Raw genomic sequence first — 26,916 nt, forward strand, 5'->3', positions numbered from 1 at the left:
TTATTCGCCGACCTGGCGGGTCCTACTGGGCACTGAAGAACTTGAGGATCGCGGCGTTGACTTCCTGCGGTTTCTCGATGAAGCCCAGATGCCCGGTGTCGGGGATCTCCAGGTATTGACCGTTCGGGATGGCGTCGGCGACCTCACGGCCCAGATGCGGCGGTATGACGAGATCGTCGGCAAAGCCGATCACCAGCACCGGGACCTTGATGTGCTGGTATGCCGGCAGTCGGTTGCCTTCGGGCGCGACCGCAAGCTGGCTGCGCAGACCCGGCGTGTACTTGGTGGGCCACATCGTGAACATTTCCGCCCAGTCGATGACCGCGCGGTCGTCGTTCAACGTCTTCGGCGAAAAGCTCTCCAGCAGGCGGATTTTCGCGTCATAGGCAGGCGGCAATGTCACCTTCGCGTCGATGACCGCCCGCTCGGCGTTGTTGAAAAACTCGCGGGCCTTGTCATGGCGACCACGCGTGGCCATCAACACGGCCTGGCTGACCAGGTCTGGCCGAGTGACCATCAACTCTTGGGCGATGTAGGAGCCCATCGAGACCCCGACGACGCGGACCGGCCCGCCGACCACCTTGTCGATGAGCGATGCGGTGTCACCCACCACCTGCTCGGTCGTGAAGCCGCTGGCGTTCTCGGTGGCGCCGATCCCCCGGTTGTCGAACGTGATGACCCGGTACCCGGCCCGCTGGAACTCAGGCACCTGATGCAGATGCCACGTGCGGCCCGCACCGCCCCGACCGGCGATGAACAGCACCGGGTCGCCCTTGCCTCGGTCGTCGTATGCCAGATTCACCCGGCCGACGCTACTTCATGGAGCTCAGTGCATCAGATCACGTGGTACGGCGACCTTGCCGCCGGTTTATCGCCGTGTGATTGCGCACTGCGGGCAGAGCGCGAGCGACCATATTTGTACGCGGTTTGCGGCGTGGCGGCGTACAAACACGGTCGCTCGCGGTGCAAGGGAGGGTCACGCGGTGCGGCGGCCACGTACCTTTGCGATTGCGCGGTCCCACGCCAGCAGGACACTGTCCTTGAGCAGCTCGGGCTTGATCATGTCTCTACCCAGCAGGGCGGTTGCTGCGGCCTTCGTGGTCGCCGACGCCTTCGACATGTGTCCGGAGTCGAACGGCGGCTGCGGGTCGTACTCGATCATCAACTGGATCGCCTTGGCCTTGGCCTCGCCACCGATCTGGCCGGCCAGCCACATGCCGAGGTCGATGCCGGCCGAGACTCCGGCAGCGGTGATGACGTCCCCTTCGTGCACGATCCGCTGATCGCCGACCGGCGTGACGCCAAATGCCTTGAGCGCGCTGAGCGTAGACCAATGCGAGGTCGCACGCTTGCCGTCCAACAGACCCGCGGCCGCCAGCACCACCGATCCCGAGCACACCGACGCGGTCCAGGTGGCGCCGGGATGGACTCGCCGCAGCCAGTCGAGCACCTTCTCATCGCGGGCCGTGGTTACCGTGCCGGGTCCGCCGGGCACCAATACGACGTCGGGCGCCGGGGTTTCGTCGAAACTGTGCGTGGCACCGACGAGCAACACGCCGGAGTCGGCCGTGATCGGCCCTGGCTCGTGCCAGACGAACCGCACCTCGGCGTCGGGCAGGGCGCGCAACACTTCATAGGGTCCGATGAAGTCCAGCGCGGTAAAGCTGGGGTACAGCACGATGGCGATCTGCATGGTGTCTCCTCACGCGAAGGTTTTCCGGTATTGATCAGGTGAAATGCCTAGTCGCCGAACAAAGTTGCGACGCATGGTCTCCGCGGTTCCGAATCCGCACCGGGCGGCGATGACGGTCACGGTGTCGTCGGATTCCTCGAGCTGACGCCGGGCGGCATCGGTACGGATCCGCTCGACGTACGCGCCGGGCGCCTCGCCCACCTCGTCGGTGAACACCCGGGTGAAATGCCGTGGGCTCATGGCGGCTCGCTCGGCGAGCGCGGAAATGCTATGGGTGCCACCGGGTTCGGATTCGATGGCCTCCTGCACTTCGCGGATCGGCGCACGTTTGGCGCGGGGCATCCACACGGGCGCGGCGAACTGGGTTTGTCCGCCCGGTCTGCGTAGATAGAGCACCAGATAGCGGGCGACGGTCTGGGCGACCTCGGTGCCGTAGTCGTCCTCGACCAGCGACAACGCGAGGTCGATTCCGGCGGTGACCCCAGCGGCCGTCCACACCCGTTCCGAACTGCGCACGAATATCGGCTCGGGATCGACTGCCACCGTGGGAAATTCGTCGGCCAGCCGGCTGGCCGACGCCCAGTGCGTGGTGGCCGGGCAACCGTCGAGCAGACCGGCCTGCGCGGCCAGGAACGCGCCGGTGCATACGCTGACGACCCGTCGGGCGTGGCCGGCCGCGGTGGTGATCCACTCGATGACGGCGGGATTCTGCCGCGCCGCCTCCGCACCCATACCGCCAGGTATCACGATGGTGTCGATCGGGCCGTGGGGGTCGGGTGGCGGCGCGGCGACGAACTCGAGACCGGTGAGGGTTGTGACGGGCTGGCCGTCGACGGAGGCGAGAGTGACGGCGTAGCCGCCGTCGGAGTTCTCCTTGCCGGCCAGGCACAACGTCGCGCTCGTGAACACATCGAATGGCCCGACCAGATCCAGCGCCTGCACGCCGGAGTAGCCGAGGATCACCACCGATCGCGTCACGTCTTCAGTGTTGAGGACACCGGCGATGTCGTCTACGCCATGCACCCCACAAATTAGGACATCGGCCGTTTCGGAAGGCCTGATGCCCTTTGAAGTGCGCTATCACGGGTGATATCAGTGCTCGGGTTGTCGGAGTCTCCCGCGATGATCGAGCCATGACTCAGTACACCTACCGCGCCGAGTGGCTTCCGGACGAGAAGGAGTACATCGGTCGGTGCCTCGAGTTCCCCTTGCTGTGGTCGCGCGGTATTACTGCCGGGGCGGCGATCGCCGATATCGAGAAGCAAGTCGAACAGGAGGTGGCCGATCTACTGGCCAGCGATATGGATCCACCCGAGTCGCTGACCGACCGCCGCTACACCGGCAAGTTCATCGTCCGCGCCTCGCCGATGCTGCACGCCCGGCTCACCGTCGAAGCCAGCGAACAAGGAGTGTCGTTGAACCAGTGGGTGATTCAGAAGCTCGCGGGCCGTCCGCCAGTGTCACTGAGTGACTTGTACTAGATATCACCGGCGATATCGCTCTTCTGACCCATACCTGCCGGACCTCCCAGGTGCCGAAGTGACGCGTGTGACTCGCCGGGCCACTACGCGCAAATCAGCGGATAACACGCTCGCACCCGCTCGATCCACCACTGCCGCCGCGGCGCGGGCGCCGCAAGCGTCGACAACCGCGCCGGATCAGGCACCACGGCGGAAACGGTCAAGCATCCGTCGACCGGAACCCGGGGCTCGGCAACGTCTTCGACGAACAGCCCACCGGTTCCCAGCCCACACGCATGCCGTAGCTCCGGCAACGCCGCGGCGGCCAACAACCCCCGGCCGATCCCGACGGCCGAATCGAGTGCGCTCGACACCACGATCGGCAGATCGATCTGGGCCGCGATGTCGAGCATGCGCGCCACCCCGCCCAACGGCGCGACCTTCAGGACGGCCACGTCGGCGGCCCCCAACGCGACCACGCGCAGTGGATCGTCCGCCTTGCGAATCGATTCGTCGGCAGCGATCGGAACCTTTACCTGCGCTCGCAACTCAGCCAATTCTTCGACCGTGGCGCACGGCTGCTCCAGATATTCCAGCGCCCCGTCCGCGGTGAGAGCCTCAGCTGCCGAGATGGCCTGCGAAACGCTCCACCCACCGTTCGCGTCGACCCGAACCACCGGAACGTGCTTGCGGACAGCGTTGACGCGCGCGACGTCATCGGCCAGCGTCTGCCCCGGTTCGGCCACCTTCACCTTGGCAGTGCCGGCCCCGGGAAACCGGGCCAGCACCGCAGGCACCTGCTCGGGCTCGACCGCGGGCACGGTCGCGTTGATCGGAATGCGGTCGCGACGCACTTCGGGCGCCGGTCGATAGGCGGCCTCGATGGCCGCGGCCAGCCAGGCCGACGCCTCGGGCGCCTCGTATTCGGGGAAGGCCCCGAATTCTCCCCAGCCTGCCGGCCCGTCGATCAGCGCCACCTCACGAACAGTGATGCCGCGGAAGCGCACGCGCATCGGCAGCGCGACGACGTGCATACGGTCCAGGACATCGTCAAGCGCGGGCACGCAGTCAATGATGCCTAACCGGCACCCAGCACCCGCTGAATGTCGGGTTTCATCGCCTGCAGTTGCGCACCCCAGTAACTCCACGTGTGGGTTCCGGTGGGCGGGAAATTGAACACCGCGTTGTTGCCGCCCGCCGCGATGTACTGGTCGCGGAAGTTCAAATTGCTCTGCAACGCGGTGCCTTCGAGGAAGGTCGCCGGAAGATCCCCGCCGCCCAACTCGCCTGGCGTCCCCGACCCGCAGTAGACCCAGATGCGCGTGTTGTTCGCGACGAGCCTGCCCACCTGCACGGTCGGATCGTTGCGCGCCCATGCCGGATCACCCGGCGGACCCCACATGGCATTGGGGCTGAAGCCCCCGGAGTCGCCCATCGCGAGCCCGATCAGCCCGGGCCACGGGCCGGCGGAGGGATTGAGGAATGCCGACAGCGAACCCGCGTAGATGAACTGCCCCGGGTAGTAGGCGGCAAGGATCATCGCCGAATTGCCCGACATGGACAGGCCGACCACCGCGTTGCCGGACGTGGACACATCCTTGTTGGCGGCAAGCCATTGCGGAAGCTCGCTGGTCAGGAACGTCTCCCACTTGTACGTCCACACCCCGCCGTTGCCCGCGGCGGGCTGATACCAGTCGGTGTAGAAGCTCGACATGCCACCGACCGGCATGACCACCGACAGACCCGATTGGTAGAACCACTCGAAGGCCGGAGTTTCGATGTCCCAGCCGTTGAAATCCTCACGCGCACGCAGACCGTCCAGCAGGTAGACCGCACGCGGCCCGCCGCCCTGGAACTGCACCTTGATGTCGCGGCCCATCGACCCCGACGGCACGGAGAGCATCTCGACCGGCAGACCGGCGCGCGACCAGGCCTCTGCTTTCTGCGGCGGCCCGAGCAGTCCGACCGTCACCGCGACCATCAGGGCGGTCAGAATCACCGTCCCGCGGGAAAACCTATGCACTCCATGCGCATCCGCCATGTCCGCACCCCACCTCTTCGCGCACACGTATGGGGCGAACCTACTCCGCTCGGGACGGAAAAGGTAGAAAACCGCACACTCGGTTCCTACACGGTGGCGCGGTCGCGGCCCTCCCAGTACGGCTTTCGGAGGTCTTTCTTGACGATCTTGCCGGTGGGATTGCGCGGCAACGCATCGACGATGTCCACCGACTTGGGGCACTTGTAGCCGGCAAGCCGCTCCCTGGCGAACGCGATCAATTCCTTCTCGGGCACGTCGTGGTCAAGAGCGACAACGGCTTTCACCGCCTCACCCCACTTCTCGTCGGGCACGCCGATGACCGCGACCTCGGTGACCGCGGGGTGCTCGGCCAGCACGCGTTCGACTTCGATGGAGTAAATGTTTTCGCCGCCGGAGATGATCATGTCCTTGAGCCGGTCCTCGACGAAGATGTAGCCGTCTTCATCGATCCGGCCGATGTCGCCCGTCCGGAACCAGCCGTCGGGCGTGATCGCCTCGGCCGTGGCATCCGGACGATTGAGATAGCCTTTCATCAATTGCGGTGTGCAGAACCACAATTCGCCCTGCTTGCCGATGGGGACATCCTGGCGGGTGTCCGGGTCGACGACCCGCACGCGGGCTTCGGGGATCACCGTGCCCGCACTCATCAACCGCTCCTCGTCGGCGCCGCGGTGGTCTTCTGGGCCGAGCAGGCTGATCACACCGCACACCTCCGTGAGCCCGTACACCTGGATGAAGTCGGTGTCGGGCCAGGCCTTCAACGCAGCGCGCAGCAGCGGCAACGGCATGGGCGATGCGCCGTAACAGAACGTCTTCAACGCACCGAACAGTTTCACCGCGTCCGCACCGGACTCGAGCACCGTGGCGAGGACCGCGGGAACGAGGAACGTGCGATTGGCGCCGGCCAGGATCCCGGTCGCCAGTGCGGCACCGTCGACCTCGCGCACCAGATACGTCGGTAGGCCGTTCTGGATTCCGAACTGCACGTACGACGAACCACCGACGTGGAACAGCGGCATGGCGACCAGGCTCTTGTCGTCGTCTTCGATCACCCAGCTCTGAAATGCGTTGCGGGTGTGGGCGAGGATGTTGGTCTGCGTGAGGGCGACCCCCTTCGGGCGACCTGTCGTCCCCGACGAGTACATGACCATGCACACGTCATCCGGCTGTACCTCCGGTGAGCGGTCCACCGGCGTCGCACCGGCCAGCAGCGCCTCGTACTCGTCGCCATCGGCCCCGTCAGGGGTGATGGTCACGATGCGTTCGATCGTGGTCAGCCGGTCGGCGATCTGGTCGATGCCGGGCTTGAGTTCGGTCCCGACGATCAACGCCTTCGCGCCGCAATCGTTGAGCACATAGTCGAGTTCGTCGGCCGCCAACCGGAAATTGACGATGGCATTCGCCGCGCCGAGCGACGATGCCGCCAGGGTCAATTCGACACACGCCAGGTGATTCTTGTCCAGGAACGCGACCACATCTCCGCGACCGATCCCCCACGCGCTCAACGCACCGGCCAGCCGGCGGATCCGGTCGTTCCACTGAGCCCACGTCCACGTCCGGTTCAGATAGGTGACGGCCTCGCCGTCCGGCTTGGTTGCCGCCCAGTGGGCCACGCGTTCGTCGAGAAACTTCGGTGCCGGCAACTCGGACATGCCCAGAGCGTGCCACGGCACCCGGGCCGTCAACCGGCTTTCGGATAAACCTGCCTGCCCGCGAGGAAAGTGGCGTGTACTTCGAGGTCGGCGATGGTCTCGGGGGCCACATTGCGTGGGTCGTCCGACAGCAGGACAAGGTCGGCGTACTTGCCGACCTCGATCGACCCGATCACGTTGTCGGCGAACAACTGCCACGCCGCGTCGATGGTCTGCGCCCGGATCGCCTGCTCGACCGTCAGCCGCTGCTCGGGCGCCAGCACGCGCCCGCTCGGGGCGGTGCGCGTGACGGCGACGCTGATGTTGCGCAGCGGTTCCTCCGGGGTGACGGGTGGATCGTTGTGCAGTGAGATCCGCATCCCGGTTGCGACGGCCGATCCGGCGGGCATCCACTGTTCGCCGCGTTCGGGCCCGAACAGTCCGTCGACGATGATGTCGCCCCAGTAGTGGATCTGATCGACGAACAGACTGCACGTGACACCGAGATCGTGGGCGCGCTGCAGCTGCTCGGGCGTGATGGCGCCGACGTGTTCGAGCCGCAGCCGGTGATCGTCGCGTGGGTGTGCTCGCAACGCCTCTTCGTAGACGTCGAGGATCGTGTCGACGCCGGCGTCGCCCTGTACGTGGCAGGCCATCTGCCAGCCTTGCGGATAGAAGGTGCCGACGATCTCGGCGAGCTGTTCGCGGGTGTAGTTGGCGTGCCCGCAGGACCCGGGCACGACGCCGATGGTCCGCGTGGCTTCGGTGTCGAGGTAGGGGAACGTCAGGTCGATGTTGCCGATCCACGGTGAACCGTCGACCCAGATCTTCATGCCGACCTGGCGCACGATGTCGTCGCCCTCGAACGGTTCGGCGTCGGTGTGCAGGGCTGCGGTCGACATCTCGTAGGTCCGCAACCGCACGGTCAGGTGATCGTGCATCTGGTCGAGCAGTGGCCGGAACATCGGGTCGAACGCCATCTCCGAGCACGTCGTCAGCCCGGCCCGGTTGAGCCGGGCGCATTCGGCCCGCAGCATCGCTGGATAGTCGCTGACCGAGATGGCCTCGCCCAGCAGCGGGAACACCGCGGCGGTCTCCTCGGCGGTGCCGTCGAGTTCGCCGTCGGCGTCACGTCCGTACTTGGCGCCCTTCGGGTCCGGGGTGTCGCGGTCGAGCCCGGCGACTTTGGCCGCAGCGCTGTTGAAATACGCCTTGTGACCGGAGTTGTGGGTGATCACCAACGGGGTGTCGGGTGCGACGCCGTCGAGCCAGGCCAGTGTCGGCTCGGGTAACCCTGGCTGCAGCAACGGGTCCCAGCCGTTGAGATACGCACCGGACGCGCCCCTGGACGCCACCTCGGCGTGGATGGCCTCGAGGACGGCGTCGGCCGTGCGCAGCGTGACCGGCCGGATGTCGACGATCCGGTCCGACACCGCAACCGCTTCCATCAGCGGATGCCCATGTGCCTCAACGAAACCCGGCATGATGCAGCCGTCGACCGAGCGCACCTCGGTGCCGGCCCCGACCCATTCTTCAACGTCGGCACGGCCACCGACCGCGACGATCTTGCCACCGGCGATGGCGAGCGCCTCTGCGGTGGGTTGCGCGGAGTCGACGGTGAGGACGGTTCCGAAGAGAACCAGATCGGCACCTCGGGGCGGAGGAGCAGAATCACTTGAGGCCATGCCCGGATGCTATGGCGTGGTGACGTCGGCCCGGGCGTGTCGCCGGAAATCCGTGTCGTGGGCCGGACCGCACCGATGCGTTCCAAAAAGTTTTGGGAGTCGTGTCGATTTCGCGGGGGTCTCGTTCGACGTACTTGCGAGGGGCAACCTGAACAAGAATGGACGCGCCCCTTCCCGACACCAGAAGGAGACACACAATGTCGCGCTACATGCTGATCATGCGGTCCACCCCCGAGGCCGAGGCCGCGATGGCCGAGCAGGAGATCGACTTCGACCAGATCATCGCCGATATGGGTCGATTCAACGAGGAGCTCGTCAAGGCCGGGGTGCTGCTGGCCGGAGAGGGATTGACCGATCCCGAGGAGGGCTTCGTCGTCGACTTCAACTCCGATCCGCCGGTGATCACCGACGGCCCGTACACCGAGGCCAAGGAGTTGTTCAACGGGTTCTGGATGCTCGACGTGTCCTCGAAGGAAGAGGCCAAGCAGTGGGCGCGCAAGTGCCCGCTCGGCACCGGGGTGAAGCTCGAGGTGCGCCGCGTGAGCGAGACCGAGGAGTTTCCCCAGGACAACGAGTGGATTCAGAAGGAGATCCAGTGGCGGGCCGACCTCGCGGAGAAGGTCGCCGCTGAGGCACGCAAGGCCGCCGGTCGCTGACGCCGGCGATATCGGCGCAGTCCCCGGCGGTCCCTAACCCGCCGGGGACTGGCCGCCCCCCGCCCTCTACAAATGGCACCGTCCGCCGAGTTGCGGAATGTCGACCGCCTGCGGGTGCGTCCAGTCATCGGCTGAATCTGCTGGTAGCAGGGCACGGCGTTCGTCGAAATCGGAGTGGTAGTGCGCGCACTGCGCGCCGGTCAGAGCCGGCATCGAGTCGGGCGCGACGACGACGTATGCGGCCGCCGCGAGAGCACCGAAAGCCACGCACAGCAGCGCGTACGACGGAGTGATCGTCGTGTAGGTGCCGGGATGGCGTGCCATGGTGTGACTCCTGCGGGTGGTCGGTGAACTGGATACGACGCTAGGTAGCTCTGCCTGCCAAAACGCGAGTAGTCCACTACCTGACTTCCGCCGTCCGGGGTACTTGCCCGCGCACACATCAGGGGATCCCCTGCAGCATTTCTGGAACACGTTCTAATCTGATGGGCATGCGTGATGATCTGCTGCACCATCCGATCCATTCCGGCCACCTCACGGTGGGTGCGCTCAAGCGCAACAAGGACAAGCCCGTGCTGTTTCTGGGCGAGACGACGCTGACCGGCGGGCAGCTCGCCGAGCGCATCAGCCAGTACATCCAGGCGTTCGAGGCGCTGGGGGCAGGCACGGGCGAGGGCGTCGGCCTGCTGTCGCTGAACCGGCCCGAGGTGCTGATGATCATCGGCGCCGGCCAGACGCAGGGTTACCGCCGCACCGCACTACACCCTCTCGGCTCGCTCGACGACCACGCTTACGTGTTGTCCGACGCCGAAGTCACGACGCTGATCATCGATCCGACGCCCGCCTTCGTCGACCGTGCGCTGGGTCTGTTGGAGAAGGTGCCGTCGCTGCGGCAGATCCTGACGATCGGCCCGGTGCCCGCGGCGCTCGAGGGCGTGGGGGTCGACCTGGTCGCCGAGGCCGCCAAGTACTCGCCGCAGCCGTTACAGGCCGCCGAGCTGCCGCCCGACCACATCGGCGGATTGACCTACACGGGCGGCACGACGGGCAAGCCCAAGGGCGTGATGGGCACGGTCCGGTCCATCACCACGATGACCACGATCCAGCTCGCGGAATGGGAGTGGCCGGAGAATCCGCGCTTCCTGATGTGCACACCGCTGTCGCATGCCGGCGCGGCGTTCTTCGTGCCGACCATCGTCAAGGGCGGCGAGATGATCGTGCTGCCCAAGTTCGATCCGGCCGAGGTGCTGCGCGTGATCGAGGAACGTCGCATCACCGCGACCATGCTGGTGCCGTCGATGATCTATGCGCTCATGGACCACCCGGATTCCCACACCCGTGACCTGTCGTCGCTGGAGACGGTGTACTACGGCGCCTCGGCGATGAACCCCGTGCGGCTGGCCGAGGCGCTCAAGCGGTTCGGGCCGATCTTCGCGCAGTACTACGGCCAGTCCGAGGCGCCGATGGTGATCTCGTATCTCGGCAAGAAGGACCACGACGAGAAGCGGCTGACCTCATGTGGGCGGCCGACGCTGTTCGCGCGCACCGCGCTGCTCGATCCGGAAGGCAATCCGGTGCCCCGCGGCGAGGTCGGCGAGATCTGTGTGTCCGGGCCGCTGCTGGCGGGTGGCTACTGGAAACTGCCCGAGGCCACCGCCGAGACCTTCAAGGACGGCTGGCTGCGCACCGGCGACATGGCACGCGAGGACGAGGACGGCTACTGGTTCATCGTCGACCGCGTCAAGGACATGATCGTCACCGGCGGCTTCAACGTGTTCCCGCGTGAGGTGGAAGACGTTGTGGCCGAACATCCTTCCGTCGCGCAGGTGTGCGTCATCGGGACGCCCGACGAAAAGTGGGGCGAGGCCGTGACCGCCGTGATCGTGCTGCGGCCCGACGCGGACTCCAGCGAGGAAGCGGTTGCCCGGGTGACGGCCGAGATCCAGGCCGCGGTCAAGGAGCGCAAGGGTTCCGTGCAATCGCCCAAGCAGGTGATCGTCGTCGACTCCGTTCCGGTGACTGCACTCGGCAAGCCCGACAAGAAGGCGGTGCGCGCACAGTTCTGGGAGGGTGCTGCCCGCGCGATCGGGTGATGCTCACGTTTGTCACATTGGCCACACCAGCACCCCGGAGTGTTGGCACATATGAGTCCGGAATGCGATATCGCGGGTGATATCACGGCGATGGCCTTAGCGCCATTGTCACGCCAGAGTGGCTCGCGAGCTCGGGTGCCACTCTGGCGTGACAGTCGGCACAATGGCGGCGTGGCGGAAACGGTGACGGACATGCGCGAGACCCTCGACGCGGTCTGGCGCATGGAAGCCGCAAAGATCGTCGCGACGATGACCCGCGTAGTCGGTGACGTGGGGTTCGCCGAGGATCTCGCGCAGGAGGCGCTGGTCGACGCGTTGACGCAATGGCCGCAGACCGGTGTGCCGCGCAACGCCGGGGCATGGCTCACCACGGTCGCCAAACGCAAGGCCATCGACCACTGGCGCCGCCAGGAGAACCTCGACGCCAAGTACGGCGAGCTTGCCCGCGAACTCGCCGATCACGTCGACGAGGCGTGGGATCCAGACCGCATCGATGACGACGTGCTACGGCTCATCTTCATCGCCGCCCACCCGGTGCTGGCACGTGAGGCGCAAATCGCGTTGACCCTGCGGATGGTCGGCGGGCTCAGCACCGAGGAGATCGCCCGGGCGTTTCTCACGTCGAAGGCCACGATGGCCGCCCGTATCACTCGGGCGAAAAAGGCCCTGTCGGCGGCCAACGCGCCGTTCGAGGTTCCGCCCCGCGAGGAGTACCCTCGGCGACTCACCGCGGTGCTCGCGGTCATCTACCTGATCTTCAACGAGGGCTATTCGGCGTCATTCGGGCACCGCTGGATTCGTGACGAGCTCTGCACAGAGGCGTTGCGGCTGGGTCGGGTGCTGGCCGCACTCGTTCCCGACGAACCCGAAGTCCATGGATTGTTGGCGCTCATGGAGTTTCAGTCGTCGCGGTTCGGTGCCCGCACCGACGCCGACGGCAGGCCGATCCTGCTGGAGGACCAGAACCGGGCCCGCTGGGACCGGGCCCAGATCGGGCGCGGCGTCGCGGCCCTTGAACGAGCGAATACCACACGGCAGCAACGGAGTTCGGGATGGGGGCCATACGCGCTGCAGGCCGCACTCGCCGAATGCCATGCCGTCGCACCGACTGCCGCCGACACGGACTGGAACCGCATCGTGGCGCTCTACGACGCGCTGCTGCAGATCGCGCCGTCGCCGGTCGTGCAGCTCAACCGGGCGGTGGCGGTGGCGATGAGTTCGGGACCTGCCGAGGCATTGGTGATCGTCGACGGGCTGGACGGCCTCGACGACTCGTACTTGCTGCCGAGCGTGCGCGGTGAGCTGCTGTCGCGGCTGGGCCGACACGATGAGGCGGCCGCCGAGTTCAGCCGGGCAGCGTCGATGACGGACAACGAACGGGAACGAGAAGTTCTGCTGGACAAGGCGTCACGAGCCCGATGACCGCGCCGATGGCCGTGCGCAGCGCACCGCCGTCCGACGCGGCGATCCGCACGGCCCACCCGGCCGAATTGGGCAGGTCGGTGACGCCCACATACACGCTGCCGAGGTCGGCGACCGATTCGAGTGCCGGCGTCCGGGCCGTCATCGCGGTGTCGAGGCCCGCTCCGACGATGTAGACCGTGCCGAACGCGGTTGGGGCACGACGCACCACGGGCATCGTGGCGAGCACCTGCGCGTCGAGGGCGAGTAGCGCGCCGTCCGCCGCCGTGATCGCCACCCGTGACGCGTAGCTGCCGAACACCTCGTCGGTCAGAGCGGGGTGCAGCACAACGGCATCGGTGAACACGGCCTGCCCGCCGGGCTCGACACAGACCTGCGTGTGCTGGCGGTAGCGGGCATGCGCAGTGAGGATGCGCGGTGGAGGATCGAGCAGCAGTCTGCTGCCTGCGCCCACCCGGACGCAGACGTCCTCGACCGCCTCGCCACGGCCGGGCACGCCACTGACCACGGTGGCGCCCTGGCCCCGCACCACTGCCCACCCGGCATCGACGACGCCGATGCGTTGCCGGACCACGTCACCGGGAATGACTGTGCCCGCGGCGTTCTGGACGGTCACCGAACCCATGCCGGGCTGTGCGGGCTCGTCGAACACCCGCCCGATCAGCAGCGGCCAGCGATAGCGCCGCCTGGTCAGCACGGTCCGGCCGCCGACGCGGGCGAAGACCAGATCAAGAGCCGTGGTCACACGAACAACACGTCCCGCTCGAGCACGTTCATCACCACATCGACACCTTGTCCGCCGCGGGCGCTGATCGCGACAACCGGTCTGCCGCGGCGGACTTCGTCGGCCTCCTTGCACATCAAGGCCAGGTCGACGCCGACGTGCGGGGCCAGGTCGACCTTGTTGATGACGAGCAGATCGCAGCGCAGCACGCCGGGGCCTCGTTTGCGCGGGATGTCGTCGCCACCGGCGACGTCGATCACGAAGAGCCAGTAGTCGACGAGGTCACGCGAGAAGGTTGACGCCAGATTGTCCCCACCCGACTCGAGCAGGATCATTTCGGTGTCCGGGAATTCGGCCTCGAGTGCGTCGGCCGCGGCCATGTTCAGCGACGGGTCCTCCCGGATCACCGTATGCGGGCAGCCGCCGGCCTCGACGGCCCGCACGCGTCTCGGGTCGATCAGCCCCGAGCGGCGGATGCGTTCGGCGTCCTCCACGGTCACCAGATCGTTGGTGATGACCGAGACCGACCGGCCACGCTGGGCGAACCCGGCGAGCAGGGCCTCGACGAGCGCGGTCTTACCGGACCCGACGGGGCCGCCGATACCGATGCGGGCGGCCTTGAGCGCAGTTGTCATCGCAGCATGTACTTTCTCGAAAACGGCAGGTTCACAGCGGGTTCGGTGATGAGCAGCTGCCCGTCGGCGCGCACCTCGAACGTGCGGGGGTCGACTTCGACATGCGGCAGGGCGTCGTTGCGCACCATGTCTTTCTTCCTCAGGCCGCGAACTGATTTGATCGGCAACACGTTCTTGCGTAGGCCCAGGCGTTCCGGCACACCGGCGTCGACCGCGAGCGAGGACATGAACACGAATCCCAACTCGGCGGCCGCGTCGCCGAGCGCACCCCAGTTGGGACGTTGGATGATCGGTTCCGATGACGATATCGAGCCCGCCGCGTCGCCGAGCGCCGCCCACGCGATGAAACCATGCTTGAGCACCACCCGGGGTTTCACACCGAAGAAGGCGGGATCCCAGATCACCAGATCGGCGACCTTGCCTGCCTCGACCGAACCGATGTGGGCGTCGGTACCGACCGAAATCGCCGGATTGATGGTGAGTTTGGCGATGTATCGCTTGACGCGTTCGTTGTCGGCGGCGGCGGTCGTCTCCTCGGGCAGGCGCCCGACGCGCTGCTTCATCACCGCGGCGAGCTGCCAGCAGTTGGCGATGTTCTCGGCGACCCGGCCCATACCCTGGGTGTCGCTGCCGAATATCGAGATCGCGCCCATGTCGTGCAGGAGATCCTCGGCCATCATGGTCTGCGGCCGGATCCTGGCTTCGGCGAACGCGATGTCCTCGGGCGCTTCCCAGTTCATCAGATGCGCGACCATCGTCATCGGCACGCCCTCATCCAGACCGCCGAGCGTGTACGGGTTGGTCGGATTGGTCGTGCCGGGGATGACGTTGTCGTAGCTCACGCAGCGGATCAGGTCCGGCGCATGTCCGCCGCCCGCACCCTCGACGTGGTAGAGGTGAATCGTCCGCTCGCCGATGGTCGACATCGTCGTCTCGGAGAAACCGAACTCGTTGATCGAGTCGGTGTGCAGGTGCACCGCGAAATCAGCGGAATCGGCTGCCTGCAACGTCTTGTCGATGATGGCCGGTGATGCCCCGAAGTCCTCGTGGATCTTGACCGCCCCGGCCCCGGCCGTCACCATCTCGAGCACAGCCGCCGGATCCGAGGAGCCGCGTCCGAACGGCACGTAGTTCATCGGGGTGTAGTCGCCGGCCTTGAGGAACAGCCCGAGGTTGCGCGGGCCACCGGTCGCCACCTCGAACGAAGGGCCGAGGGATCCGCCGATGAGCGTGGTGGTTCCCGTGGACAGCGCGTGCTCGGTCTGTTGCGGTGAGATCAGATGGGCGTGCGTCTCGATCGCGCCTGCGGTGACGATCATCCCCTCCGCGGGAATCGGTGTCGTGCTGGTACCGACAACAAGGCCAGGGGTGATGCCGGGCATGGTGTCGGGATTGCCCGCCTTGCCCAGCCCGACGATCCTGCCGTCCCGGATACCGATGTCGCACTTGACGATTCCGGCGATCGCGTCGATCACAACCGCGTTCATGATGACGTAGTCGAGGGCGCCGTCCGAGTGTTTCGACGACGGTCGATAGCCCTCGCCGTCGCGTACGGACTTGCCTGCCCCACTGAGCAATTCGAACCCGGGCACCGTGTGGTCGTGCTCCACTTCGACGAACAGCTCGGAGTCCGCCAGCCGGATGCGGTCACCCGTGGTCGGGCCGAACATGCGGGCGTATGCGTGGCGATCGATACTCGTCACAGCGCGGCCTCCAACGCACCGTCGGCGTCCAACGGCCCGTTGGCCGAGCCGGAGAATCCATGAATGATCCGGTCCCCCGCCATCGGCACCAACGTCACCTCGACCGGAATACCCGGCTCGAACCGCACCCCGGCTCCGGAAGCCACGGCCAGCTTGTGGCCCCACGCCGCGCGACGGTCGAACTCCAGAGCGGCATTGGCTTCGCAGAAATGCGACTGGCTGCGGACCTGGATATCGCGGTCACCGCGATTGACGACGGTCAGCGTGACCCGCTGAGCGCCGGGGAACAGCTCGATCGGCTCGTCGCCCACGATGATCTCGCCCGGTCGGGCGTCGCCCCCTCGGGCCACGATCGGATCGATGAGGGTGACCAGCTTGGTACCGTCGGCAAACGGCGCGTCCAGCATCACGATGCGCACCATGTCCGGCACGCCGGGCTCACACTGGTCGGCGTCCAGAAGACCCGTGACGTGATCGATCACCTCGTCATAGGCCATGTTCTTGCGCGCGGCGAGCATCGCCTCGTCGGTCAGGAACGCCACCGCTTCCGGGTGGCTCAGCGGAATCCCCTCGCGCAGATTGCGTCTGGCGAGCTCGGCCGCGGTGAAGATCGTCAAGCGCTCGAGCTCGGTGGGCGTCAGGTTCACATACTCTCCTTCGGTTCGAGATCAGCTCGCGAACAACCGCACACCGTCTCCGCGGCGCTGGGCCGCGATGTCGGCGAATGCGATGAACGCGGCGGGCTCGCCGGGCGGCTCACGGCGCAGTACGTCGAGCAGCGCCGGGCTCAACGCGGTCAGCACGCGCTGCGCGCCGAGGTGCCCGCAGATGCCGAGACGCAAGGCGGCGCTGGTGATTCCCGACACCACCTGCCACGCGGAAACCGCCTCGGCGGTGTCGAGGCCCAGACCCGCGGCGCGAAAGCACACGGCCTGCGCGACCGGCAGGTGGCCGGGCGCGGACCCGGCGAGCACGCGCGTGCGGTAGTCGGTGACACCATGGTCGACCACCGCCTGAAACGTCGCCAGCGTGGCCGCACCGGCCCGGCGGGACGCTTGCCGTAGCACCGCCATCGACGCGAGCGCCTCGGCGAGTTCGTCGGTACCCTGCGGATCGAGCTGCGGCCAGGCCAGCCGCATCAACACGCGGTCGCACGAATGCCACCTGCCGCTGAGCTGTTCGGCGGCAAACGCCGTCACATCGTCCTCGTCGCATACGAGCCCGTCGCGATGCGAGCCCTCGAGACCGGAGGAGAACGCGAACCCGCCGGACGGAAAGGCACTGTCGCCGAACCGAATTCCGGCCAGCAGCTGGCCGAGGTCGGTCATAGCACCTCGACGCGGCCGGTAGCCAGCAGTTCGGTGATGCGGGCGGTGTAGTCGGATCGCGGCCCTTCCGCATGGACCACCAGGGTGTCGTCGTGCTGGTCGACTTTCCAATGTAGATGACCGGCAAGAAAACCCAGCCGGAGTGCGGCCGCGAGGTCGTGGACGCGCAGGGTCAGGGTCTGCGGCGCACCCGCCCGCACGACCACCGCACGATCCGCCTCGAGCAGCAGGACCGCGCCGTCACCGAGGGTGCTGTCTCGCGTGAGGATCACGGCGTAGTCCGTGCCGGCGTCCGAGGTCACCCGCAACCTCCTGCGGTCGAGGTCGTGCGCATCGAGATGCACGTACTCGACCGCCTGATGATGCCGCAGCTCGTGTAACCGGCCCGCGACGGCATCGTCGGTCGCCCAACCGACGATGCCGTCGAGAATCCGTGGTCCGTCGGCCACGGCCGTCACGCCACCTCGGCCAGCACGGGCGCGATCTTGCCGACGACGTCGGTGCTCTGCTCCAGCGCGTAGCCGAGCTGCAGGATCTCGGGCTCGGCGAACGGCTTTCCGAGGATCTGAACGCCCAGTGGCAGCCCGTCGGCATTGAACCCGGCGGGAACCGACAACGACGGCAGGCCGGTCACGTTCGCCGGTGCCGAAAGGCGCACGTACGCAGCGGTGGCCGCCTCGACCGAACCGTCGGCCCACCGGACGAACGGGTCTGACCGCAGTGTCGCAGGTGCGACGACGGTCGGGGCCAACAACACGTCGATCGAGGAGAACATGTCCTTCCACGCGGCCTGGATCAGGGTGCGCAGGCGCAGCGCGTTGACGTAGTCGGTGGCGGGCTGGGCCGCCCCCGTCTCGAGCAGAACACGCACCTCGTCGGTGTACTTGTCGTGTGAATTGCGCAGGTAATCCAGGTGATAGGCGGTCGCCTCCGGCATCATGATGGCCCACTCGGTCGGGACGATGTGCTCGGCCATCGGGATCTCGACCTCGACCAGCTCGGCGCCGAGCGCCTCGAACTCGGCCGCTGCCGTCCGCGCGGCCTCGGCCGCCTCCGGCGCCACCCGGTCGGTGTAGTAGTTGACGGGAATGCCGATCTTCTTGCCTGCCACGCCCGCGTCGATGCCGGTCACCATGTCGGGCACCGGCACGTTCGCCGTGCCGGGATCGCGTCGGTCGAAGCCCGACATCGCGGCCATCACGAGGGCTGAATCGATCACGTTGCGGCTCAGCGGTCCGACGTGGTCCAGAGACCACGACAAGGACGCGACGCCCACCCGTGACGCGCGGCCGAACGTCGGCTTGAGCCCGACGGTCCCGCACAGGGCCGCCGGGATCCGGATCGAGCCACCGGTGTCGCTGCCCAGCGCGACGTGCACGACGCCAGAAGCTACGGCCGCCCCGGAGCCACCGCTGGATCCGCCGGGCGTCCGCTCCGGTGCCCACGGGTTTCCGGTCGTGGGTGTCGTTGCACCATAGGCGAATTCGTGGGTGTGGGTCTTGCCGATCAGGACCATTCCCGCGTCGTACAGCTTGGCGACTGACGCCGAATCGGCGTCCGGTACGTAATCGGCCCGCTGGGCCGAGCTCGAGGTGGTCTTGACGCCGGCCGTGTCGTACAGGTCCTTGACCCCGAGCGGGATACCGTGCAGCGGGCCACGATAGTTGCCGCCGCCGATCTCTTTCTCCGCGAGCTTGGCCTGCTCGAGCGCGAGTTCGGGTGTGACGGTGACGAATGCGGTGAGGGTCGGCTCGACCGCTTCGAGTCGGGCCAGCGCCGACTGGGTGACCTCGACCGGCGAGACCTCCTTGGTGCGGATCTTCTCGGCGACCTCGATCAACGGAAGTTCGTAGAGTTCCATGGTGGTTTTCGGTGTCCTTTCTCGCGTTGGCCGGTCAGTCCCAGTGCGCTTTGAAGCCGACAGCGGGGACCGTCTCACCCAGCCCCGGTGCCGAGGCCTTACGGATCAGCGCGAGTGTCGATGAATAGGTTTCGTAGTTGGCTGCGACACGATCGGCGGGGACGGTCACCCCGGCGAACTCGAACGCCGCCGACACTTGTTCTTGCGACGGACTGAAATCGTTGTTGGCCATGACATCTCCTTGCGGTTGTTTCACAATGCGGGGGTTCTTGCCACACAGTCGACGAGTGCCTCGAAGGCTCGCCCGGCACCGAGCACGGTCGCGTCCGCACCGCGCGGTCCCATGATCTGGAGACCGACGGGCAGACCGTCACTTCCGAAGCCGGCCGGCACGGTGAGCGCGGGCATGCCCGTCACGTTGGCCGGCACGGTCAGCGCGTTGATGCCGGCGAGGACCGACACCGTCCGGCCGCCGAGTTCGACCTGAGTCGACCCGTATGGCGGTGCGGTCATCGCGATTGTCGGCGAGATCAACAGGTCCGTGCCCGAGCCGAACAGCGCGTCCATACCCGCGATCACCGCGGCGCGGGCACGCAGTGCCTCCACGTACTCGACGCCGGTGTACGCTGCGCCGATCCGCAGCGCGTCGCGCACATCTGAACCGAACTTGTCCGGCTGCATTCCCAGTTGCATCGCGTGCCAGGCCGCGGCCTCGACCCCGCACACCACATCGACCACGCCAGGGCACAATTCGACGTCGGTGAACTCGACCGACTTGATGGTGGCGCCGGCACCCTCGATGGTCCGCACCGCGTCGTCGAACACCGCGGCCACATCGGGAGCCAGCCGATCGCAGAAGTACTTCTCCGCCACGCCCACGGTCAGACCGTTCAGCCCGCGGTCGTATTCGGAGCGGAGGTCGCCGACGGGCGCGGTCGAGCTGTACGGATCGGCGGGGTCGTGCCCGGCGATGGCCTCCAGCAGTGCCACGGTGTCGTCGACGGTCCGTCCGAGCGGACCGGTGTGGTCCAGGGTGGAGCTCAACGCGCTGACCCCGCTGCGGCTCACCAGACCGAATGTCGGTTTGTGTCCGGTGACGCCGCACAGCGCCGCCGGGATCCGGATCGAGCCACCGGTGTCGGTGCCCAGGCCCGCCGTGGTGATACCTGCCGCGATCGCCGCGCCGGTCCCGCCGCTGGACCCGCCGGGGATCCGGTCGAGCGACCACGGGTTGCGGGTCGGCGGAGTGTTGACGCCGTACGCGTATTCGTGCGTTGTGCTCTTGCCGAGGATGATGGCGCCCGCGGCGTGCAGGCGCCGGACGGCTTCGGAATCGCGGACCGCCAGGTGGTCCGGGGCACCGAGCGATCCGTTGCCGGTCCGGTAGCCCGCGACGTCGTAGATGTCTTTCACAACGACGGGTATGCCCCACAGCGGTGCCCGTCCCGGTGGCCCGTCGGGTTGAGGCTGCTGGGCGACCGCGAGCGCCTCGTCGGCGAATATCGCGGCGAAGGCCTGGATCTTGTCCTCCACCTGCGATATCCGCGCCAGAGCGCTGCGGACCAGCCCGACCGGGGCGAGGTCTCCGCTGTCGATGAGGGTTCGCAGCTGCGGGATAGTCGGGCTGACAAGCGATTCGGTCATCGGGCGGCTCCGGCGAGTTCGGGCTCGAGCACGGCGTCGACGAGCTTGCGGGTGATGTCGGTGGCCGGTGCGGTGAGCAGTCGATCGACGGGCCCCACCTCGACCAGCTTGCCGTGGTCGAGCACCCCGGCGTGTTCACACATGTACTCGACGAGCGCGAGATTGTGGGTGATCAACAGCATCGTGAGTTTGCGTTCCCGCTGCAGATCCTTGAGCAGGTTGAGTATCTGCGCCTGCACCGACACGTCGAGTGCGGCCGTCGGCTCGTCGAGGACGACGAAATCCGGATCGGTGATCAGCGCTCTGGCGATACCGAGGCGTTGGCGCTGACCGCCCGAGAACTCGTGGATGTAGCGGTCGTAGTGGGACGGCAGCATGCCGACCCGGTCGAGCAGTTCGAGCACCTTCGTGCGTGCCTCCGATGGCGAACACGTACGAAAGAGCTTGAGCGGGTATGCGATCTGCGAACCCACGCTGCGCCTCGGGTTGAAGGCCGAACCGGAATCCTGGAACACGATCTGGATGTGGCGGCGGTAGCGCCGCATGTCCAGGTCCGACAGTCCGACCAGCTCGTTGCCGTCGAACGTGACCGATCCCGACGTCGGCTTCTCCAGTCCGAGCACCATCCGTCCCGTCGTCGTCTTGCCCGAGCCGGATTCGCCGATCAGACCGAAGGTCTCGCCGCGCTGGATGTCGAAGCTCACCGAATCGACCGCGACGAATTCGCCGCGCTTGCCGTCCTCGCCGCGGACGGCGAACACCTTCCTCAGGTCGGTGACCGAGATCAGGGCCTCCCTATGCGACATCTGCTGTCTCCCTGGTGGTGTCGCCGTGGAACTCGAACAGGCGGCGGTCCGCGCGCGGTATCGCGCGGGTCTGGTCGTCGAGGTGCAGCCTGGGCACCGCGCGCATGAGCCCCTGCGTGTAGGGATGCTGCGGGTTGTTGAGGACCTGGTCGGCCGTCCCCGACTCCAGCACGTCACCGCGGCGCATCACGGTGACGTCGGTGCACACGTGGGCGACCACACCAAAGTCATGGGTCACCAACAAGATCGACGTGCCCAGTTCGCGGTTGATCGTGACCAACAGATCCAGGATCTGCTTTTGCACGGTCGCGTCCAGTGCGGTCGTCGGTTCGTCGGCCAGCAACAACTCGGGCCGGCATGCCAGCGCGATCGCGATCACCACGCGCTGACGCTGGCCGCCCGACAGTTCATGGGGATAGGCCTTCATCCGGCGTTTCGGGTCCGGCAGTGCCACGAGCTCCAGCGCCTCAAGTGCTTTCGCGCGAGCGGTCGCCTTGTCCACACCTTGGTGCAACCGGATGACCTCGACCAGCTGCGAGCCGATCGTGAACGACGGATCGAGCGCCGACAACGCGTTCTGCGACACCATCCCGATGTGCGAACCCCGGATGGCACGCATCTCCTTGTCGGTCTTGTCGAGCAGGTTCTCACCGCGGAACAGGATCTCGCCACCGGTGATCCGGGCTCGCGTGGTGCCCAGCAGCCGCAGCACGGCCAGCGAGGTGACTGACTTCCCTGACCCCGATTCGCCTACGAGGCCGAGGATTCCGCCTTCGCGCACACTGATGTCGGCGTTCTTCACCGCATGCACCACACCGTTGTCGGTGTGGAAGTCGACCGACAGCTTCTTGACGTCGAGCGAATTGGTCATCAGCTGGTCTGCTTTCGCGGATCGAGCGCGTCACGGATGCCGTCGCCGATGAGATTGAACGCCAGCGAGACGACGAGGATGACGAGGCCGGGGATGGTGGCGACGTGATAGATGCCCTCGAGCAGGACGTTCTTGCCGTCGGCGGTCATGATGCCCCAGTCGGGCGTCGGCGGGATGACACCGACGCCGAGAAAACTCAGGCCGGATGCCACGACGATCATCAAGCCGCACAACGTGGTTGCGTACACGAGCAGCTGCACCACGACGTTGGGCATCAGTTCGCGGGACATCAGCAGCAGCGGATTCGCGCCGTAGGCCCGGGCCGCCTCAATGTAGTCCTTCGACGCTTCCTGGACGGTTGCGGTGTAGGCAACACGGGCCATGTACGGGATGAGGGTGATCCCGATCGCGAGCATCACGTTGCCCAGGCCGGCGCCGAGCACCGCCGACAGCGCAATCGCCAGCAGGACGAGGGGAAACGCGAACAACACGTCGAGGACGCGCATCAGAACCTCGCCCGCCTTGCTGCGTTTGAACCCGGCGAACAGCCCGATCATAAGGGCCAGCGGAAACACCACGAGAATGGGCACCACGGCCACCATCAACGAGTTGCGACCGCCGTAGAGCAGGCGGGTCCAGATGTCGCGGCCCTGACCGTCGAGTCCGAGCAGATGCCCCTCTGTGCCGATACCGGCGAGCCGGTCGACGGGGTCTCCCGCGGTGGGGCTGTACGGCGTGAGCAGCGGCGCGAAGATCGACGCGAGCGCCACAAGCACGAGGACGACCAGCGACACCACGGCCATCTTGTCGCGGCTGAAGGCGCGGACGGCCAAGCGCCACTGGGGTTTCGGCGTATCCGACTCGACCGGCGCATGGCCGCCCGCCGAGGTGCGGCGGACTCTCGGAAATGCGCGGCGACCGGCGGCCGCGGCAAGGGCGTTCATGCTCCGACCTTTCTTCTGGTACGCGGATCGAGCAGGCCGACCGCGCCGTCGGCGATGAGGTTGATGATCACGAAGGCCAGCGCGATGAACAGCACACCGGCCTGCACCACCGGGATGTCGCGCTGGGTGATCGAGGTGTAGAGCTGCTGACCGAGACCAGGCCAGCCGAACACGACTTCGACGAACACCACACCGCCGAGCAGATAGCCCACCTGAAGGCCGATGATGTTGACGATCGGCGGCAAGGCGTTACGCAGCGCGTGCCGCCACAGCACCGACGTGGTCGACAGGCCGGAGGCGCGCAACGTGCGGATGTAGTCCTGCTGCAGGATGTCGATCATCACGCTGCGCGTCATCCTGGCGATCACCGCAAGCGGCACGAGCGCGGCCGCGATCGCCGGGAGGATCAAATGGGCCAGCAGATCTCCCAGCCCGCCAGGGAAACGCGGGTTGTACATGCCCGAGGTCGGCAGCCAGCCGAGGGTGATCGCAAAGACGCCGATCAGCAGCAGGCCGAACCAGTACACCGGCACGCTCGCACCGGCCAGTGAGATGACCATCGAGGCACGGTCGAAGATGCTGTACTGCTTGTGCGCCGCGATCACCCCGAGCGGCACCGCCACCACGATGCACAGCACCAGGGCGGCCACCGTGAGAATCATCGTGTTCGCGAACCGGGGCACCATGATGTCGGTGACGGGCGCGTTGACGGTCAGCGACCGGCCCAGGTCGCCGTGCAGCAACCCGCCGAGATAGTCGAAGAACTGCACCGGCAACGACCGGTCCAGCCCGAGCTCGGTCCGCAATGCCGCCACTGCCTCTGCCGTCGCACCCGAACCCAGGATGGTCACCGCCGGATCACCGGGAACCAGTTGCAGCAGCAGGAATACGATCAAGCTGACGCCGAACAGTACGAGAACCGTTGACAGCAGCCGACTTCCGATCACTCCGGTCATTGTTCGAGCCTCACTGTTCCAGCCGTACGGAAGTCAGGTCGTACCACTCCTCGCTCGCCGAGACGAATCCCGAGACGTAAGGGGCGAGTACATACGGGGCCTTGTCGTTGACGATGGGAACCAGCGCGGCGTCGTCGCTCACGATGTTGTTGGCCTGACGCCACCACCGGTCGGCTTCATCTGGATCGAGCGCGGTGATCGCGTTGTGCATCGCCGTGTCGAGTGCGGGGTTGGCGTAGTAGCCGACGTTGGGTCCGTTGGGCGCCTGCAGTTCCGTCGACGTCACGATGTAGAGCCAGTACGGGCTGGTCATGCCCCACGACATCTGGGCCATGCCGACACCGTCCTGCATACCCCGCGCCCACACACCCAGGTACGAGATCCACTCCTGGGTTTGGATGTGCAGGTTGATGCCGATCTCGGCGAGATTCTGCTGGATGAACTCAGCCATCTGCGCCGGCATGATCTGGCCGGAACCGTCGGTCGAGGTGATCAGCGTCGTCTCGAACCCGTCGGCGAGGCCCACCGATGCGAGCAGCTTGCGGGCCTGGTCGAGATTGCGCTCGTAGGCGTCCCTGCGCTCGACGTAGCCGCCGGCCGACAGGGCCTGCACGCCGTATGCCGGATTCACCGAGCCGCGCAACAGATCTCGTGCCATGCCTTCGCGATCGACCGCGAGGTTGATCGCCTCGCGCACCTCGGGAATCGAGGTGTAACGGTCCTTCATGTTGAACGACAGATACCACGTGTGCGGCGGTGTGCCCTCCGAGAGCTGATAGCCCTCGTTGACGAGGTTGTCGATGCTGTCGGGGTTCGGCACCGCGATCATGTCGACGTCGCCGGACCGCAGTGCCGCGGTCCGCGCCGACGGGTCGGGCAACGGCCGGAACACCACGCCGTCGATCGCCGGGACGGTGCCCCAGTAGTCGTCGTTGCGTACGAGGTCGATTCGTTCACCGCGGATGCGTTCTTTGAACTTGAACGGCCCGGTGCCCACCGGATGGTCGGCGATATCGTCACCGTAGGTCTGCAGTGCGGTCGGGCTCATGATCGCCGTCGAGCCGTTGCCGCCCTGGGCGAGCATCCGGAGAAACTCCGAGAACGGTTGCGTCAGGCGTACTTTGACGGTGTGGTCGTCGACGGTCTTGACCGACTCGACGAACTTCCAGACGAAGCTGGTCTGGCCGGCCGCCCGGGCCGAATACATCGGGGAGTTCTTGTCCCACATCCGGCGGATGTTGTACTCGACCGCTTGCGCATCGAGTGGTGTGCCGTCGTGGAACTTGACCCCGCGGCGGATGTGAAAGGTGTATTCGAGGCCGTCAGCCGAGATATCCCAGGATTCGGCGAGACCCGGCCGCAACGGGGGAACCGTCGCCTGCTCGGACGGGATGCTCAGATCCTCGTCGACCAGTGGTTCGAATATCTGGCGATTGATCCGCCACGTCACCCAGCCGCCGGCCACCTGCGGATCGAGTATGTCGGCCTCCGACTCGATCGCGATCACGAACACGTTGCCCGTGTGAACGGGTCCACGTGAACAGCCGACCAGTGCGGCGACACCGACGATCGCGCTGACACCAACTGCCAGTAACCGTAAAACCAAGCGCCGCATGCGTCGTTGCGGCTCGTCCGTCATCCGTGGATCCTCCGGGCGTGGTCAAGAATGCCGTCGGAATACGTACTGCACCACGGCGAGCAGTGGTACCCAACGAGTTCGAGGTCAACCGTAAGGACTGCGATGGCCTTGGCGGAATACGTCAACCGACGTAATTGTCGGCAAAAACCCCAGGTGCGCAGGGCATTACGAACGCACACCAACAGCCCGGACGGCCCCACCGGTCCATCCGGGCTGGAAACAACCGGCTAGAAGCCGGCCATGCCGACGGACGGCGGCACCGCGGTCAGGGCTCGTTCCGGACTGACGAGCTCAAGCTCGGTGGCCTGCACGGCCGCCGCCACGCGGTTGGCCACGCCGAGCTTGCGCAGCACGCGCTCGACGTGGGTGCTGACCGTCCGGGGCGACAGATAGAGCCGATCGCTGATCTCCGCGTTCGACAGCCCGCCACGCAGCAGTGCGAGGATCTCCTGCTCCCGGGGTGTCAGGCGGGTGTGCGCCCTCGCCCGCACCCGAGCCACGTACTTGGTGAAAAGGGGCCGCACCTTCTCCACCAGGTCTCGGCTGCGCACGGTGAACTCGGGGCGCTCCATGTTGGCCTGGCACATTCCGACCACATCGCCGGCCCCATCGTGCAAGACCATCAGAAAGCCGTTGCTGAAGCCCTCGGGACGCAGTACCTTCGCGCCGCTGTACGAGTCGGCGAACTCGGGCACGTCGACCCAGTCCCACACCCGTGTGTGATCGGCGAACTGTCGGGAGAACTCCGGTTTGGCCTGGATGTCCGAGGTCAGATACCCGGCGACGGCATCGGAGTATCCGACGGATTTGACCAGGCTGAACCCTCTCGAACCGGGTGTCTTGTAGGCCAGCAGGAACGTGTCGAAGCGCGCCTCCATCCGCAGGAAGTCGACGGCGCCGCGGACGCGCACACCCGTGTCGGTGGAAGCCATGTCAGCGGCGATCGCGGCGAAGTCCCTTGGCTCGATGGCCGCCATCGTCATGTCGTCGCTCTCCTCCCACGTAACAGCCTGCGTATACGTAGTCGACTACGACCGAGGGTCGATAACGTTCAGGGGCTGTTTCCGCGCCGTTACGCCCTACGTGACATGCCCCACACGGCTTTTTCGCCCAGTTCACCGTCG

General features: G+C 66.6%; 27 protein-coding genes. 4 read left to right on the forward strand and 23 right to left on the reverse strand.

The genetic code is table 11. The features are described from left to right. Positions 1 to 22: 22 nt before the first annotated feature. The 3 genes from AWC31_RS27630 to AWC31_RS27640 form a co-directional block, all read right to left on the reverse strand. Positions 23 to 802: an alpha/beta fold hydrolase gene (locus tag AWC31_RS27630; RefSeq protein WP_085147427.1), complete on the reverse strand. Its 780-nt coding sequence runs from the start codon at positions 800 to 802 to the stop codon at positions 23 to 25. Between the two features lie 174 nt (positions 803 to 976). Then, positions 977 to 1,693, reverse strand: coding sequence for a DJ-1/PfpI family protein (locus AWC31_RS27635; protein ID WP_067859083.1), 717 nt, complete (start codon positions 1,691 to 1,693; stop codon positions 977 to 979). A 9-nt stretch (positions 1,694 to 1,702) separates the two neighbouring features. Further along, entirely contained in the window at positions 1,703 to 2,671 is a 969-nt protein-coding gene (locus AWC31_RS27640) for a GlxA family transcriptional regulator (protein ID WP_207626445.1), read from the reverse strand. A gap of 155 nt (positions 2,672 to 2,826) precedes the next feature. Between AWC31_RS27640 and AWC31_RS27645 the strand changes: the two genes are divergently transcribed. Beyond that, complete coding sequence (locus AWC31_RS27645) at positions 2,827 to 3,174, forward strand: type II toxin-antitoxin system HicB family antitoxin (protein ID WP_085147429.1); 348 nt, start codon at positions 2,827 to 2,829, stop codon at positions 3,172 to 3,174. Positions 3,175 to 3,257: 83 nt separating this feature from the next. Here the strand turns inward: AWC31_RS27645 and AWC31_RS27650 are convergent, their stop codons facing one another. From AWC31_RS27650 to AWC31_RS27665, 4 genes are all read right to left on the reverse strand, one after another. Further along, the gene (locus tag AWC31_RS27650; RefSeq protein WP_085147791.1) at positions 3,258 to 4,229 is read right to left on the reverse strand and encodes an o-succinylbenzoate synthase; all 972 of its coding nucleotides are present in this window, start codon (positions 4,227 to 4,229) and stop codon (positions 3,258 to 3,260) included. A gap of 2 nt (positions 4,230 to 4,231) precedes the next feature. Then, positions 4,232 to 5,134: an esterase family protein gene (locus AWC31_RS27655; protein ID WP_234791053.1), complete on the reverse strand. Its 903-nt coding sequence runs from the start codon at positions 5,132 to 5,134 to the stop codon at positions 4,232 to 4,234. Positions 5,135 to 5,280: 146 nt separating this feature from the next. Further along, complete coding sequence (locus AWC31_RS27660) at positions 5,281 to 6,846, reverse strand: long-chain-fatty-acid--CoA ligase (protein WP_085147431.1); 1,566 nt, start codon at positions 6,844 to 6,846, stop codon at positions 5,281 to 5,283. Positions 6,847 to 6,875: 29 nt separating this feature from the next. Further along, positions 6,876 to 8,510 (reverse strand): amidohydrolase, encoded by a 1,635-nt coding sequence (locus AWC31_RS27665; RefSeq protein ID WP_085147433.1) that lies wholly within the window; start codon positions 8,508 to 8,510, stop codon positions 6,876 to 6,878. 197 nt (positions 8,511 to 8,707) lie between these two features. On the opposite strand from AWC31_RS27665, the gene AWC31_RS27670 reads away from it, so the two are divergent. Beyond that, entirely contained in the window at positions 8,708 to 9,166 is a 459-nt protein-coding gene (locus AWC31_RS27670; protein ID WP_085147435.1) for a YciI family protein, read from the forward strand. 66 nt (positions 9,167 to 9,232) lie between these two features. On the opposite strand, the gene AWC31_RS27675 is transcribed toward AWC31_RS27670, so the two are convergent. Then, complete coding sequence (locus AWC31_RS27675; RefSeq protein ID WP_085147437.1) at positions 9,233 to 9,490, reverse strand: hypothetical protein; 258 nt, start codon at positions 9,488 to 9,490, stop codon at positions 9,233 to 9,235. A gap of 167 nt (positions 9,491 to 9,657) precedes the next feature. Here AWC31_RS27675 and fadD8 point away from each other — a divergent pair, with 167 nt between their 5' ends. Continuing rightward, positions 9,658 to 11,259 carry a fatty-acid--CoA ligase FadD8 gene (gene fadD8, locus AWC31_RS27680; protein WP_067859101.1) on the forward strand — a complete coding sequence of 534 codons (1,602 nt, stop codon included), beginning with the start codon at positions 9,658 to 9,660 and terminating at the stop codon, positions 11,257 to 11,259. A 192-nt stretch (positions 11,260 to 11,451) separates the two neighbouring features. After that, positions 11,452 to 12,681 carry an RNA polymerase sigma factor gene (locus tag AWC31_RS27685; protein ID WP_085147793.1) on the forward strand — a complete coding sequence of 410 codons (1,230 nt, stop codon included), beginning with the start codon at positions 11,452 to 11,454 and terminating at the stop codon, positions 12,679 to 12,681. Here the strand turns inward: AWC31_RS27685 and AWC31_RS27690 are convergent. The 15 genes from AWC31_RS27690 to AWC31_RS27760 all read right to left on the reverse strand — a co-directional run bounded on the left by AWC31_RS27690 (position 12,605) and on the right by AWC31_RS27760 (position 26,775). Continuing rightward, on the reverse strand, positions 12,605 to 13,426 hold the full coding sequence (locus AWC31_RS27690; RefSeq protein ID WP_085147439.1) for an urease accessory protein UreD: 822 nt from the start codon (positions 13,424 to 13,426) through the stop codon (positions 12,605 to 12,607). The genes AWC31_RS27685 and AWC31_RS27690 overlap by 77 nt on opposite strands. After that, a complete protein-coding gene (gene ureG / locus AWC31_RS27695; protein WP_085147441.1) occupies positions 13,423 to 14,040 on the reverse strand; it encodes an urease accessory protein UreG in 618 nt (205 codons plus the stop codon). Before ureG ends, AWC31_RS27690 begins: the two co-directional genes overlap by 4 nt. Then, positions 14,037 to 15,743, reverse strand: a complete 1,707-nt coding sequence (ureC, locus tag AWC31_RS27700; protein ID WP_085147443.1) for an urease subunit alpha — start codon at positions 15,741 to 15,743, stop codon at positions 14,037 to 14,039. Before ureC ends, ureG begins: the two co-directional genes overlap by 4 nt. After that, a complete protein-coding gene (gene ureB, locus AWC31_RS27705; protein ID WP_085147445.1) occupies positions 15,740 to 16,390 on the reverse strand; it encodes an urease subunit beta in 651 nt (216 codons plus the stop codon). Before ureB ends, ureC begins: the two co-directional genes overlap by 4 nt. Positions 16,391 to 16,411: 21 nt before the next feature. Then, positions 16,412 to 17,071 carry an urease accessory protein UreF gene (locus AWC31_RS27710; RefSeq protein ID WP_085147447.1) on the reverse strand — a complete coding sequence of 220 codons (660 nt, stop codon included), beginning with the start codon at positions 17,069 to 17,071 and terminating at the stop codon, positions 16,412 to 16,414. Continuing rightward, positions 17,068 to 17,529, reverse strand: coding sequence for an urease accessory protein UreE (gene ureE / locus AWC31_RS27715; RefSeq protein WP_067859821.1), 462 nt, complete (start codon positions 17,527 to 17,529; stop codon positions 17,068 to 17,070). Before ureE ends, AWC31_RS27710 begins: the two co-directional genes overlap by 4 nt. Next, the gene (locus AWC31_RS27720) at positions 17,526 to 18,932 is read right to left on the reverse strand and encodes an Asp-tRNA(Asn)/Glu-tRNA(Gln) amidotransferase GatCAB subunit A (protein WP_085147449.1); all 1,407 of its coding nucleotides are present in this window, start codon (positions 18,930 to 18,932) and stop codon (positions 17,526 to 17,528) included. Before AWC31_RS27720 ends, ureE begins: the two co-directional genes overlap by 4 nt. Positions 18,933 to 18,966: 34 nt before the next feature. After that, positions 18,967 to 19,164, reverse strand: a complete 198-nt coding sequence (locus tag AWC31_RS27725; RefSeq protein WP_067859861.1) for a hypothetical protein — start codon at positions 19,162 to 19,164, stop codon at positions 18,967 to 18,969. Between the two features lie 20 nt (positions 19,165 to 19,184). Beyond that, complete coding sequence (locus AWC31_RS27730) at positions 19,185 to 20,576, reverse strand: amidase (protein ID WP_085147450.1); 1,392 nt, start codon at positions 20,574 to 20,576, stop codon at positions 19,185 to 19,187. Then, positions 20,573 to 21,382 carry an ATP-binding cassette domain-containing protein gene (locus tag AWC31_RS27735; protein WP_085147452.1) on the reverse strand — a complete coding sequence of 270 codons (810 nt, stop codon included), beginning with the start codon at positions 21,380 to 21,382 and terminating at the stop codon, positions 20,573 to 20,575. Before AWC31_RS27735 ends, AWC31_RS27730 begins: the two co-directional genes overlap by 4 nt. Beyond that, the gene (locus AWC31_RS27740; protein ID WP_085147454.1) at positions 21,372 to 22,253 is read right to left on the reverse strand and encodes an ABC transporter ATP-binding protein; all 882 of its coding nucleotides are present in this window, start codon (positions 22,251 to 22,253) and stop codon (positions 21,372 to 21,374) included. Before AWC31_RS27740 ends, AWC31_RS27735 begins: the two co-directional genes overlap by 11 nt. Beyond that, complete coding sequence (locus AWC31_RS27745; protein WP_085147455.1) at positions 22,253 to 23,197, reverse strand: ABC transporter permease; 945 nt, start codon at positions 23,195 to 23,197, stop codon at positions 22,253 to 22,255. The genes AWC31_RS27740 and AWC31_RS27745 overlap by 1 nt, the downstream gene beginning before the upstream one ends. Next, positions 23,194 to 24,153: an ABC transporter permease gene (locus AWC31_RS27750; RefSeq protein ID WP_067859802.1), complete on the reverse strand. Its 960-nt coding sequence runs from the start codon at positions 24,151 to 24,153 to the stop codon at positions 23,194 to 23,196. The genes AWC31_RS27745 and AWC31_RS27750 overlap by 4 nt, the downstream gene beginning before the upstream one ends. Positions 24,154 to 24,163: 10 nt before the next feature. Next, positions 24,164 to 25,792 (reverse strand): ABC transporter substrate-binding protein, encoded by a 1,629-nt coding sequence (locus tag AWC31_RS27755; protein ID WP_234817021.1) that lies wholly within the window; start codon positions 25,790 to 25,792, stop codon positions 24,164 to 24,166. Between the two features lie 227 nt (positions 25,793 to 26,019). Beyond that, positions 26,020 to 26,775, reverse strand: a complete 756-nt coding sequence (locus tag AWC31_RS27760; protein ID WP_085147457.1) for a helix-turn-helix domain-containing protein — start codon at positions 26,773 to 26,775, stop codon at positions 26,020 to 26,022. Positions 26,776 to 26,916: the final 141 nt, after the last annotated feature.

The sequence above is a fragment of the Mycolicibacterium wolinskyi genome (genome assembly GCF_002101965.1).
Classification (GTDB): Bacteria; Actinomycetota; Actinomycetes; order Mycobacteriales; family Mycobacteriaceae; genus Mycobacterium; species Mycobacterium wolinskyi.